The 13,041-nt window shown below is 76.0% G+C and carries 9 protein-coding genes; 7 read left to right on the forward strand and 2 right to left on the reverse strand.

Going from position 1 to position 13,041, the window contains the following annotated elements; genetic code table 11:
- Positions 1-62 precede the first annotated feature (62 nt).
- Together WAA21_RS16455 and WAA21_RS16460 are read right to left on the reverse strand one after the other, a co-directional pair.
- Positions 63-4,451: an FtsK/SpoIIIE domain-containing protein gene (locus WAA21_RS16455; RefSeq protein WP_336923927.1), complete on the reverse strand. Its 4,389-nt coding sequence runs from the start codon at positions 4,449-4,451 to the stop codon at positions 63-65.
- 129 nt (positions 4,452-4,580) lie between these two features.
- Entirely contained in the window at positions 4,581-5,198 is a 618-nt protein-coding gene (locus WAA21_RS16460) for a DUF1684 domain-containing protein (RefSeq protein ID WP_336923928.1), read from the reverse strand.
- A gap of 76 nt (positions 5,199-5,274) precedes the next feature.
- Between WAA21_RS16460 and WAA21_RS16465 the strand changes: the two genes are divergently transcribed.
- From WAA21_RS16465 to smpB, 7 genes are all read left to right on the forward strand, one after another.
- Complete coding sequence (locus WAA21_RS16465; protein WP_336923929.1) at positions 5,275-6,024, forward strand: SDR family NAD(P)-dependent oxidoreductase; 750 nt, start codon at positions 5,275-5,277, stop codon at positions 6,022-6,024.
- A gap of 33 nt (positions 6,025-6,057) precedes the next feature.
- A complete protein-coding gene (prfB, locus tag WAA21_RS16470; protein WP_336923930.1) occupies positions 6,058-7,170 on the forward strand; it encodes a peptide chain release factor 2 in 1,113 nt (370 codons plus the stop codon).
- Positions 7,171-7,425: 255 nt separating this feature from the next.
- The gene (locus WAA21_RS16475; protein WP_336923931.1) at positions 7,426-8,862 is read left to right on the forward strand and encodes a hypothetical protein; all 1,437 of its coding nucleotides are present in this window, start codon (positions 7,426-7,428) and stop codon (positions 8,860-8,862) included.
- A 192-nt stretch (positions 8,863-9,054) separates the two neighbouring features.
- Complete coding sequence (gene ftsE, locus WAA21_RS16480; RefSeq protein ID WP_336923932.1) at positions 9,055-9,744, forward strand: cell division ATP-binding protein FtsE; 690 nt, start codon at positions 9,055-9,057, stop codon at positions 9,742-9,744.
- Positions 9,741-10,655: a permease-like cell division protein FtsX gene (gene ftsX, locus WAA21_RS16485; protein ID WP_336923933.1), complete on the forward strand. Its 915-nt coding sequence runs from the start codon at positions 9,741-9,743 to the stop codon at positions 10,653-10,655. Before ftsE ends, ftsX begins: the two co-directional genes overlap by 4 nt.
- Positions 10,656-10,717: 62 nt before the next feature.
- On the forward strand, positions 10,718-12,163 hold the full coding sequence (locus WAA21_RS16490) for a peptidoglycan DD-metalloendopeptidase family protein (RefSeq protein ID WP_336923934.1): 1,446 nt from the start codon (positions 10,718-10,720) through the stop codon (positions 12,161-12,163).
- Positions 12,164-12,231: 68 nt separating this feature from the next.
- A complete protein-coding gene (gene smpB / locus WAA21_RS16495; RefSeq protein WP_336923935.1) occupies positions 12,232-12,714 on the forward strand; it encodes an SsrA-binding protein SmpB in 483 nt (160 codons plus the stop codon).
- Positions 12,715-13,041 lie beyond the last annotated feature (327 nt).

Raw genomic sequence — 13,041 nt, forward strand, 5'->3', positions numbered from 1 at the left:
GTCGGGTGCGACGGCGACGACGCTAGTGCGCCGAGCACACGTGTGCCCCACGCGCCACCCCCTCACACCCGGTTCGCGCTGTGCCGACCCCCGGGCCGACCCCCGGGCCGACCCCCGGGCCGGCCCCCGGACCGGTCGCCGTGCCCGTCCCGGGACCGGCCGTCCGGGCTGCCGTGCGTCGGGCTGTCGGGCGGGGCGTCCGAGCGCGTGTCGCCGACGTGCCCGTCGAGGGCCGCGGCCGGACCGGCCAGCTGCACCCGCACCGCCCGGCCGCGCTCGACGAGCAGCCCCCGGCCAGGCGTCCGCGAGCGCTGGGCCGGTGCGTCGCGGAGGCCGACCACGTCTCGGGCGTCGCCCGGCGAGGGGTGCAGCAGGACGGCCCGGCCGTGCCGGCGGACGTAGGCGGGGAGCCCGCTGTAGCGGCCCGCGAACCAGTCGCGCCCGCCCGTGACCACGACCGTCGCGCCCGGGTCGAGCCGCTCGCCCAGCGGGCCGCAGCCCTCCACCGCCCACCGCTCCACCGCGGCGAGGTCGGCGTCGTCGAGGAGGTCGACGTCGTCGACGAGGAGGAGGGACGCGGGCGCGCGCGTCCGGCCGGGTCCGGCGTCCAGGAGCCGACCCCTCCCGCCCCGGTGCAGCACGACCGCTCCGCCCAGCGTCCGGGCCTGCTCGTGCAGCGCCGCCAGGGCGGCGCTGCGGCCCGAGCCGTGAGGGCCGACCACGACCACGAGGCCGTCGAGGCGACGCTCCGTCCTCGGACCGCGCGGCCGCACGCGCAGGCCGCCTGCCGTCGCCCGCGGGGCCTGCCCCAGTACGAGCAGTCGACCGTCGGGAGCCGTGACACCCCACGGCAGCCCGTCCGGCCCTGGCGCCGGCAGCGCCGTGACAGGCAGCTCTTCCGGCAGGCGGGTCGTCGCAGCCGGCCGGCCCCGCCCTCCTCGCCCGGTGCCGGAGCCGCGGCCGGCACCCGCGGCGGCGTCCGTCACGAGTCCGACCTGCACCGCCACCGGGCGCTCGTCGAAGCCCACCGCCCACCCGCGACCGGGCAGCGCGGGCTGTGCCCGCGTACCAGGCGGCAGACCGGACAGCACGAGGTCGCCGGGGTCGGTCCCGGCCAGCACGAGGCGGCACCGGACACCCGCGGCCGCCCGTGCGGCGGCGAGGGTCCGCCCCCCCGCGAGCACGACCGCCACGTCGGCGTCGCGCAGCACGTGCAGCAGCCGGTCCGCGCTCGTCGGCTCGGCAGCGGGGTCGAGCAGCGCGTCGACGCCGTCGACGAGCAGCAGCAGCGGCGGACCCGGGCTCGCGCCCGCGCCGCCGGCACAGTCCTGCAGGACGTCGGCGACGTGGTCGGCGTCCGGGTCGTCGCCGCTCACCCGGACCACCGTCCAGCCGGGCGGCGCGCCCGCGGCCACCGCGGCGAGCGCGCTGGTGCGCCCGCTGCGGGTGGGACCGAGCACGAGCAGCGGGCCGTGGGACCGCGGCCGCCATGACAGGACGACCTGCTCCTGACGCCATGGCAGGTCCGCGAGCCCGAGCGCGAGCGAGCCGCCCAGGTGGTGCGGCTCGTCCGGGCCCGCCGGGTCGTCCCGGGCCACGCACGCGACGGCTGAGCCGTGGCCGCCGGGGAGCCCGCGGTCGGCCGCGGACCGCCGCAGGGCGTCGTGGGGGACCACCGACGGCAGGGGCGGGAGCCACGGCACCGCGGGCGGCTCCTCACCGGACGCGGCGGCCGCCTGCACGACGGCGTCGACCACGGCTGCGGCGTCGCCCCGGCGCGCGTCCGTGGCGGGGAGGGGCTCGCCCGGGCGACGCACCCACGGCGGGCGCGGGGTGGGTCGGGCGACCAGGGCCGTGCGGACCGTCAGCGACGAGCGCGCGCCGCGCACGACCGCGAGGCCGGGCGAGGTCGCCGGCAGGTGGGCCGCGTCGGCGCAGCCCACGACGTCGCGCGAGTCCTCGACGTCCTGCACCCGCAGCGCGACGCGCAGCGCGGCGTTGGCCCGGACCTCGGCGGACACGACTCCCGCCGGTCGCTGGGTGGCGAGGACGAGGTGCAGCCCGAGGGACCGGCCGGTGGCGGCGAGCCGCACGAGCCGCGGCAGCGCCTCGGGGTGGGCGTCGGCCAGGACGCGCAGCTCGTCGACCACGACCAGCAGCCGCGGCAGCGGCACCGTCGTGCCGGGGCGGCCCCCGCGCCGCGCGGCGCGGTAGCCGGCGAGGTCCCGGCAGCCCGTCGTCGCGAGGAGCGCCTCACGGCGGTGCACCTCCGCCGTGAGCGACTCCAGCGCCCTCGCGGTGCCGGCCGCGTCGAGGTCCGTGACCACGCCGACGGTGTGGGGCAGCCGGGCCAGCTCCGCCAAGGCCGCACCGCCCTTGTGGTCGACGAGCAGGAACGCGACGGCGCTCGGTGGACGCGCGGCGGACACCGCGAGCAGCCACGTCCGCAGCAGCTCGGACTTGCCGGACCCGGTGGTGCCGGCGACGAGCGCGTGCGGTCCCTCCGCGACGAGGTCGAGCACGACGGGCGACGAGCGGCCGTCGCGGGTGAGGCCCACGGGCACGGCGAGGTCGTCGGCGGCGCTCCGCCAGCGCTCCCGCACCGCCGCCGGGTCCAGGTCGAGCAACGACGCGAGGAGCACGTCGTCCGGCGCCGCGGTGGCACCGGCCTCCGGGCGCAGGGGTGCGAGCGCCCGCGCGAGCCGGTGGGCCCAGGCGAGTCCGGCGCCGTCGGCCACCGCGTGCACGACCGCGCCCGACCCGGCCGTCCCCCCGCGGCAGCGCACCTCGACCTCCAGGCCGTCGGACGAGGAGGCGCGCACGACCGTCCGGGTGCGGCCCAGCACCTCGCTCGCCGGCGACCCGTCCGGCTCCCGGACGACCACGACGGCGTGCACGGCCACGTCGTCGGCGTCGGCCAGGGCGACGAGGTCGTCGACCGGGACGCCGTCCGTGCCCACGTCGAGCACGACGACGACGGGCGGCCGTGCGACGGGGCCGGCCGCCCGACGCAGCCGGACGACCCGGAGCAGCGACCGCACGAGGTGGGCCGCGTCGCGCCCGTCGCCGAGCAGGCTCGAGCGGCCCGTCGCGAGCGGGGCGAGCGTCGGGTCGTCGGTGCGCGGAGGCAGGACGTGCGGCAGGAGCCGCGTCCACGCCCAGAGGTCACCGCGGCCACCGCCGGTGACGACCGCGAGCACGACGTCCCCCGGTGCGACGTGGACGGCCAGGGCCCCGACGACGACGCGGGCCAGCCGGGGGTCGCGGTCGGGCACCGCCACACCGAGACCGCCGACGAGGTCGACGCACACGACGTCGCCGTCGTCGCCCAGCGGACGGGGATGCCGTTCCGAGCCGTCGTCGAGGCGGACCCGGGGCAGGAGGACGTCGTCGGGGCCGACGTCGCCGCCGTCGGCCGGGCCGGCCGCGGGCCGGCCGACACGCAGCACGAGAGCGCCCGGTGAACCCGGCCGGCGGTCCCACAGCCCGCGCCTGGCGAGGGCACGGTCGAGCACGTCGACGGCGTCGGGCACGAACGCCGCCCGGCCCGCGGCCAGCGAGCGGGCGGCGCCCGCCGCCCGCCGCAGCGTGTCCGTCAGGGCGTGCTCGTGGGCCGACTCACGGTCTCGCGCGTCGCGGCGCTCCCCGCGCCGCACGCCCCACCACCCCCCGAGCACGAGGACCGGGCCGGCCCCTGCCAGCAGCAGGTACACGGTCGAACGGCTCCACAGCGCGAGCGCGCAGCCGAGGACCACCGGCAGCAGGGCGGCGAGGACCGGGGGCGGGGCGGCACGACGCCGGGAGGGCGCCCGGGGGAGGGATACCACCGAGCTGCCGTCCGGCGGGCTGGCCGGACCCGCCGGTGCCACACGAAGGGTCCCGTCCCCCACGGCAGGCGCCGCCGCGACGTCGAGGCGCAGGGGACCGCGCAGCTCGACCCGGCTCGCCCCCAGCGACACCTCCCGGCCGAGCGGGAGGTCGACGGTGTCGCCGGCTCCTGTGCCGGTCACGAGCCGCGCGGCGCCGCCCTCGGTGAGCCGTACGACGCCGTGGCGCCGGGACAGCCGCGCGTCCGTCAGGACGACGTCGCAGCCGAGGTCCCGACCCACGCTCGTGCCGGGGCCGACGAGGTGCCGCGCGCCGGCGTCCGGTCCGGCTCTCACGCACAGCTCCAGCGGCAGCCGTCCGACCCCGGCCGCCGGTGGGCGGCCGGGCGGCCCGAACGACAGCGCCGCCCCGTCCAGCAGGGGCGGGAGCCCCACAGTGGCGCCCGGCGGCACGGGCACCCCGTCCACGAGGACCGGCTGCCCGGGGTCCGCGCCGAGCAGCGGCGCGACGTCACGCAGGGCCGTCCCGGGCTCGCAGCCGACGACCACGCAGCCGCTCGGCGGGCCGCCGGCAGCGGCGCTCCCCGCCGCCGCCGAGGTGTCGACGGTCCAGCGCAGCAGCACGCCGGGCTCCCTCCCGGACGCCCCTCGGCGTCCACGCCACGAGCGTGGGGGCGCTCGCGGGCGCCCGCTCCGGGCAGGGTGCCGGCTGGGGACGGACGGGCCCCGGACGGCCTGTGAGGACGGCGCCGCTCAGCGGGGGGCGAGCTCGCCGACGGGGACCTCGGTGGCCACCGTGTTGCCGGCCGGGGGGAGGGGGCACGCCCAGGCGGCGTCGTACGCGCACGACGGGTTGTAGGCGAAGTTGAGGTCGACCACGAGCCGGGAGCCGCCGTCGCCCGAGCCGAGGTCGGCGCCCTTGACCGTGTCGAGCACGTAGCGCCCTCCCCCGAAGGTGCCGCCCTCGCGACCGGCGAGGGCGTCGCGCAACGGCAGGAACACCCCGCCGCCGTACGACGCGAGCCACCAGACGTCGAGCCGGCCGACACCGTCCAGGCTCACCCGGCCCATCCGCTCGAACGGCACGACGCCGTCGGTCCCTGTCGGCACCTCCATGCGTCCCGGCTCGGCCGCCTCCACCTCGACGACGAAGCGCATCGCCGGGTCGTAGGCCCCGACCGGCAGCCCGGCGAAGTCCCGTCGCGCGTCGGTCGACAACGGCGAGGCCGGGTGCGTGGCGACGAGCTCGTCACGGCGTCGGCACCAGATCGCGTGGGCCACGGTCGCCTGGCTCTCGTTGCGCACCGCCTCGTAGAGGTCCCTGACACGCCTGCGCCAGTCGAGCACCTGCAGCTGGGTCGGCGCCGTCACCGGGCCACCCTCGCACGGCGAGCGCGGGGGCGCGGTCCGGGGTGCGACGCGGGACCGGTCGTGTGACGGTGAGCGCGTGACGGCGGACGGGACGCACGGGACCGGCGCGACGGCGGGGCCCGGTGACCCGGTCGCCCTGTCCGGTCGGCCGGTCCTCGTCACCGGGGCCGGCGGCGGGCTCGGGTCCCGCGTGGCGCGCGGCCTGGCGGCGGCGGGCGCACCCCTCACGCTCGTCGGGCGCGACGCCGACCGGCTCGCGCCCGTCGCCGAGGAGACCGGCGGGTCCGTCGCCGTCTGCGACCTCACGCGCCCGGACGGGCCGGCCGAAGCCGTCAGGTCCGCCCTGGACGTGCACGGCGCCCTGGCCGGCATCGTCCACGCGGCCGGGGTGGTCGCCTTCGGTCCGGTGACCGACGTGGACGACGACACCCTCGACGAGCTGTTCCTCATCAACGCGCTCGTGCCGGTGCGCCTGCTGCGGGCCGCGGCCGACCCGCTGCGCGCCGCCGCCGGCGCCCACGGTGACGCCTTTCTCGTCACCTTCTCCGGCGTCGTCGCCGAGCGCCCGCAGAAGGGCATGGCCGCCTACTCCGCGAGCAAGGCGGCGTCGTGGGCGCTCGCCCGTGCCGCGTCCGACGAGCTGCGACGCGACAAGGTGCGCGTCCTCGACGTCCGCCCGCCGCACACGGAGACCGGGCTCGCGACACGTCCCGTGGCGGGGAAGGCGCCGCCGCTGGCCGAGGGCCTGTCACCCGACGACGTCGCCGCCCGTGTCGTCGAGGCGGTCCTCGGCGGCGAGAGGGACGTCCCGACCAGCGCGTTCTGAGGGCCACGGGGCCGGCGCGTACCCTCGCCAGACGTGGCCGCAACAGACTTCCCCGCCGAGATCGCCGACCTCCGGAACACGCTCGAGGGCGTGCTCGCCGTCGTCGACGTCGCTGCGCTGCGGGCGCGCATCGAGGAGCTGAACGAGCAGGCCGCCGCCCCGGACCTGTGGGACGACCCGGCCCAGGCCGCCGAGGTCACGTCGCGGCTGTCGAGCTCGCAGGCGGAGCTCGAGCGGCTGGAGCGCGCCGGCTCGAGGATCGACGACCTCGAGGTGCTCGTCGAGCTCGCGCAGGGCGAGGACGACGCCGAGACCCTCGCCGAGGCGGAGAAGGAGCTGACGTCGCTGCGGTCGGTGCTCGGCCTGCTCGAGGTCCGCACCATGCTGTCCGGCGAGTACGACCCCCGCGACGCGGTCGTCACGATCCGCGCCGGGGCGGGCGGCGTCGACGCCGCCGACTTCGCCGAGATGCTCATGCGGATGTACCTGCGCTGGGCCGAGAAGCACGGTTTCCCGACCGACGTCTACGACACCTCCTACGCGGAGGAGGCGGGCCTGAAGTCGGCGACGTTCAAGGTCACCGCGCCGTACGCCTACGGGACGCTCAGCGTCGAGCAGGGCGCGCACCGGCTCGTGCGCATCAGCCCGTTCGACAACCAGGGACGGCGCCAGACCTCCTTCGCGGAGGTCGAGGTGCTGCCCGTCGTGCAGGAGACCGACCACATCGAGGTGCCGGAGAAGGACCTGCGTGTCGACGTCTACCGCTCCTCCGGCCCCGGCGGACAGAGCGTCAACACGACCGACTCCGCGGTCCGGCTCACCCACATCCCGACCGGCGTCGTCGTGACCTGCCAGAACGAGAAGTCCCAGCTGCAGAACAAGGAGGCCGCGATGCGCGTCCTCCAGGCCAAGCTCCTGGAACGCGCCCGGCGCGAGCGCCAGGCCGAGCTCGACGCCCTCAAGTCCGACACGGGCGCGAGCTGGGGCAACCAGATGCGCTCGTACGTGCTCCACCCGTACCAGATGGTCAAGGACCTCCGCACCGAGCACGAGGTCAACAACCCCGACGCCGTCCTCGACGGCGACCTCGACGGCTTCCTCGACGCGGGGATCCGCTGGCGCCGCCAGCAGACGACGCCCGCCTGAGCACGTCGGGCGGCTCCCGCCCGCCACCCACGGAGGCGTCCGACCTCCTCGTCGTCGCGCTGGGTGACGGCCGGTCGCCCTGCCGCGACCACCTCACCCGGAACGGTCCTCCGTTCGGACCAGATCGTCCGAAAAGCTGACTCTCAGTGGTTTCTGGCGTCACCCAGGTGGCTAATGTCCTCGTGACAGGGGACTCACGGTCACCGCACTGAGCGGACCGGGGTACCCGAGGCCCCCAGCAGGAGGAATCCCGGGATGGACATGACTCTGCGTGTCGGCAGGACGGCGAGGCGGCTGGTCGCCCTCTCCACCGGGGTGGTGACGGCGGCGGGTCTGTCGCTCGTCCTCGTCGCCCCGGGGGCTCTCGCGGCGCCGCCGGAGGGCGGTCCTGCGGCGGGCACCACCTGCAACTCCCTCGGCTACACCAAGGGCCCGGCGGAGGACAGCTCGACCGGGTCGCAGACCTACGACTTCGGCACGCTGGTCTGGGGCGGGCGCTCGCTGCGCTACGACATCGAGGACGGCTACACCGTCCAGCTGTGCGTCAAGGGCGGTAACCAGGCGCCGACCGAGCAGACGGTCACCGGCTCCGGGGTCATCACGCGCACGCAGTCCATCTCGCACATCGGGTACCGCGTCAGCGTCGAGCCGACGGACCCGGGCACGGAGCCGACGGACCCGGGTACGGAGCCGACGGACCCCGGTACGGAGCCGACCGACCCGGGCACGGAGCCGACGGACCCCGGTACGGAGCCGACCGACCCCGGTACGGAGCCGACGGACCCCGGTACGGAGCCGACCGACCCCGGTACGGAGCCGACCGACCCCGGTACGGAGCCGACGGACCCCGGTACGGAGCCGACCGACCCCGGTACGGAGCCGACCGACCCCGGTACGGAGCCGACGGACCCCGGTACGGAGCCGACCGACCCCGGTACGGAGCCGACCGACCCCGGTACGGAGCCGACGGACCCCGGTACGGAGCCGACCGACCCGGGCACGGAGCCGACCGACCCGGGCACGGAGCCGACGGACCCGGGCACGGAGCCGACCGACCCGGGCACGGAGCCGACGGACCCCGGTACGGAGCCGACGGACCCGGGCACGGAGCCGACGGACCCCGGTACGGAGCCGACGGACCCCGGTACGGAGCCGACGGACCCGGGCACGGAGCCCACGGACCCCGGTACGGAGCCGACCGACCCCGGTACGGAGCCGACGGACCCGGGCACGGAGCCGACCGACCCCGGTACGGAGCCGACCGACCCCGGTACGGAGCCGACCGACCCGGGCACCGAGCCGACCGACCCGGGCACCGAGCCGACCGACCCGGGCACCGAGCCGACCGACCCGGGCACGGAGCCGACGGACCCCGGCACGGAGCCGACGGACCCGGGCACGGAGCCCACGGACCCCGGCACGGAGCCGACGAACCCCGGTACGGAGCCGACCGAGCCGGGCGCGGAGGAGCCGTCGACGACGACCACCACGACGGTCCCCGCGACCACCCCGGTCGTGACGGTCACGACGAGCACGCCCGCCGTCACCACGACCACCACGACGACGCGCAGCCTGGCGCGCACCGGTGCCGAGGCCTGGATGCTCGCTCTGGTGGCCGGCCTCCTCCTCCTCGGTGGCGGCGGCATGGTGGCCCTCGGCGCCGGCACGCACGCCGGCCGCCACAAGGCCTGACCCGGGACCCACTCCGGCGCAGCACGCACCAGGGCCGCCTCCCGCACGACGGGGGGCGGCCCTGCCGCGTGCGGCGCGTGCGTAGGGCGAGGAGCGTCCGGTCTCCCTGGAGCCGGCCGTACCATCGTCAGTCGTCCCGCCCCGGTGTCCCGGTGCAGGCGCCGTCCCCTGTCCCCGAGCCCCTGGTGTGCTGTGATCCGGTTCGACAACGTCACGAAGGTCTACAAGGCGAAGCAGCGCGCGGCGCTCGACGACGTCACGGTCAACATCGACCGCGGTGAGTTCGTGTTCCTCGTGGGGGCCTCCGGCTCCGGGAAGTCGAGCTTCCTGCGCCTGTGCCTCAAGGAGGAGCGCGCCAACTCCGGCACGGTCCACGTGGCGGGCCGTGACCTCGCGAGGCTGGCGTCGTGGAAGGTGCCCCGGTTCCGGCGCCAGATGGGCGTCGTCTTCCAGGACTTCCGGCTGCTGCCGAACAAGACGGCAGCCGAGAACGTCGCCTTCGCGCTGCAGGTCATCGGCAAGCCCAAGCACGTCATCGACCGCACCGTGCCGGAGGTGCTGCAGCTGGTCGGTCTCGACGGCAAGGCCGAGCGCCGACCCGACGAGCTCTCGGGCGGCGAGCAGCAGCGCGTCGCCATCGCCCGGGCCTTCGTCAACCGGCCGGCGATCCTGCTGGCCGACGAGCCGACCGGGAACCTCGACCCGACGACGAGCGTCGGGATCATGAAGCTGCTCGACCGCATCAACAAGACCGGTACGACCGTCGTCATGGCGACGCACGACGACGAGATGGTCGACCAGATGCGCAAGCGGGTCATCCAGCTCGAGGAGGGCGTGATCGTCCGGGACGAGGCACGTGGCGTCTACGGGGGTGCGTCGTGAGGGCGCGCTTCGTCCTGACCGAGATCGGTGTCGGGCTGTGGCGCAACCTGTCGATCACGATCTCGGTCGTCATCGTGACGGCCGTCTCCCTGTTCTTCCTCGGCAGCGGCCTGCTCTTCCAGCGGCAGGTCGACACCCTCCGTACCGTCGTCTACGACGAGGTGCAGGTCTCGATCTTCCTGTGCGGGGCGGAGAGCACCGTCCCGTCGTGCGCCGACGGCGAGGTCACGCAGCAGCAGCGCGACGAGATCCAGGCCGAGCTGCAGGACCCGGCGATCGCCCCCTACATCGACTCCGTGGAGTACGAGTCGAAGGAGGAGGCGTACCAGCGGTTCCTCGAGCAGTTCGCCGACTCGCCCATCACCGAGAACGTCACCGCCGACCAGCTGCCGGAGTCCTACCGGGTGCGGCTCGCCGACCCCGAGCAGTCCGGGACGGTGGCGGCCTTCTTCGAGGGCCGCGCCGGGGTCGAGTCGGTCGACGACCAGTCCGACCTCTTCGAGCAGATCTTCCGCTTCCTCAACGGGGCCACGGCCGCGGCGTGGATCCTCGCGGGCGCCATGCTGCTCGCCGCCCTGCTCCTGGTGGCGACCACCATCCGCCTCGCGGCCTTCAACCGGCGTCGCGAGATCGGCATCATGCGGCTGGTGGGGGCGAGCAAGGCCTTCATCCAGCTCCCCTTCATGCTCGAGGGGATCATCGCGGCGACCCTCGGCGCACTGCTCGCGAGCGGGCTCCTCGTGTCCTTCGCCCGGTTCTTCGTGGAGGGCTATGTGGGTGAACGCATCCAGCTCGGGGGACTGGTCGGTGCCTCGGACGCGATGCTGATCGTCCCGTGGCTGCTGCTCACCGGCGTACTGTTCGCGGGCGTGTCGTCCCTCGTAACCCTCGAGCGATACCTCAGGGTGTGATACGGCGGACCGTCCGCCGCACCTGGGCTGCGCCCGGGTGCGAACCGCAACGAGGAGGCCCCGTGCTACGCACCATCGTGGGAGCGGGCAGCGTGCTGCTGCTCGCCGTCGCGGTGCTCGTGCCCACGGGACTGCCCGCGTCGGCCGGTCCCATCGTCCACCCGGACCGCCAGGAGGTCGAGGACCGTCAGGAGGACGTCGAGCGCGAGCTCGACAGCAGCCGCGAGGAGCTGGCGCACGTCAGCTCGCAGCTCGTCGCCGCCGCCGACCGGCTGGCGGGGCTGCAGTCGCAGCTTCCCGGCGCCCGGCAGGCGGTGGCTGCGGCCGAGGCCGAGGCGGTCGCCGCCCGTGCGCGCGACGCGCAGCTGGCCGAGGAGCTGGTCCTGGCCGAGGCGGCGGTGGAGGCGGCCGGTCTGGAGCTCGAGGCCCGCACGAGCGAGGCGGACGCGACCGAGGAGGTCGTCGGGGGCGTGGCCCGCGAGGTCTACCGCGGCGCCGGCTTCAACCCGCTCAGCATCCTCGTCGAGGCCGGCAGCGCCCAGGACTACGCCGACATGGTCGCCTTCGCCCAGGTGGCGCGGCGCAGCCAGGAGCAGGCGCTCGGGCGGCTCCGGGAGCAGCAGGCGGAGATCCGCAACGCCGAGGCGCGGCTCGAGGCCGAGCGCTCCCGGGTCGAGGACCTCAAGGCCCAGGCCGCCGAGCAGGTCGTGCTCACCGCAGCCGCCGAGCAGAACGCCCGCGACGCGCAGGCCGCGCTGGAGGGTCTCGTCGCCGAGGAGGGCCAGGCGGTCGCCGCGTTCGAGCAGGCGAGGGCCGCGGAGGAGGCGGACATCGCCACCTTCGAGGCGGAGCAGGACGCCCTCGAGGTGCAGCTGGCCGCGATCGCGGAGGAGGAGCGCCGGGCCGAGGAGGAGCGTCAGCGCCGGCTGGAGGAGGAACGCCGTCAGGCCGAGCTGGAGCGCCAGGCCGAGCTGCAGCGCCAGGCCGAGCGCGAGCGTCAGGCCGAGGCCGACCGTCGCGCCGCCGAGGAGCGGTCCAGGAACGACGACGCCCCACGGGCCGACCCCCCGCGCAACGACCCCGCGCCGGCGCCGCAGCCGCCCTCGAGCGGCGGCGGCGGGTACCTGTCGAACCCGGTGAACGCGCGTATCTCGTCGCTCTTCGGCTACCGCATCCACCCGATCCTCGGGTACCGCAAGCTGCACACGGGCATGGACTACGCCGCCCCGTGCGGCACGCCGGTCAAGGCGGCCGCGGACGGGCGGGTCGTCTCCGCCGGCTGGGGCGGTGGCTACGGCAACCTGGTCGTGATCAGCCACGGGACGGTCGAGGGCACGTCGCTGGCGACGGCGTACGCGCACCTCAGCCGGATCGCCGCACACGGCGGCTCGGTGGAGCGTGGCGAGGTCATCGGGTACATCGGCACGACAGGGTCCTCGACCGGGTGCCACCTGCACTTCGAGACGCGCGAGGCGGGTGTGGCGGTCGACCCCCGCGGGTGGCTCTGAGCGACCACGTCGCGTCACCGGCCCGCCGGGCGCGGGAGCCCGCACGTCGCGTGCGGCACACTGGACGGATGCCCAAGGAGCAGGGGCGCTCGGTCGTCGCCACCAACCGCAAGGCCCGTCACGACTACCACATCGAGGACACGTTCGAGGCGGGCCTGGTGCTGTGGGGCACGGAGGTCAAGTCGCTCCGGGCCGGCCGGGCCTCGCTCGTCGACGGCTACGCCTCGCTCGAGCGGGGCGAGGTGTGGCTGGAGGGCGTCCACATCCCCGAGTACACGCAGGGGACGTGGACGAACCACGCGGCTCGCAGGCGACGCAAGCTCCTGCTGCACCGCCGCGAGATCGAGCGCCTGCAGGGGGCGCTGAGCGGCACCGGACTGACGGTCGTGCCGCTGCAGCTGTACTTCCGGGACGGCCGCGCGAAGGTCGAGATCGCCGTCGCCCGGGGCAAGAAGGCGTACGACAAGCGCCACGCCCTGCGCGAGCGGCAGGACCGGCGAGAGTCCGACCGGGCGATGTCGGACGCCCGTCGACGCCAGACCGCGACCTGACCCGAGCGCACCCGGTCCGTGCCGCTGACGGGCGATCCACCGTCTGACCAGCCGATTTGCACGGGCCGGGAACGCTGACCTACCTTCTACCTCGTCGCCGCAACGGCGAGCCGGACACCAGCAGGTGGAGGGGCCGGCGGCGACAGTCTCCCGAGGGTGCACGACGACCTCGGGCGCGGCGACAGGCATGTCGCCGCGTGGCCTGGACGGGCCTGGCGATCACCCGCTCGGCGGGCTTGATAGCGAGGCGGAGTTCGGGTAAGTTGTGCGGGTTGCCCCGGTGCTGGCCTTGGCGGGTTGGTGTGGGTGTGCGTCCGTTTCTTGAGA

This window comes from Aquipuribacter sp. SD81 (assembly GCF_037153975.1).
Classification (GTDB): Bacteria; Actinomycetota; Actinomycetes; order Actinomycetales; family JBBAYJ01; genus Aquipuribacter.

Bases quoted from the DNA above. Each gene is read 5' to 3' on its own strand.
- WAA21_RS16475 (WP_336923931.1), top strand. From the start codon at position 7,426: ATGGACATGACTCTGCGTGTCGGCAGGACGGCGAGGCGGCTGGTCGCC.
- smpB (WP_336923935.1), top strand. From the start codon at position 12,232: ATGCCCAAGGAGCAGGGGCGCTCGGTCGTCGCCACCAACCGCAAGGCC.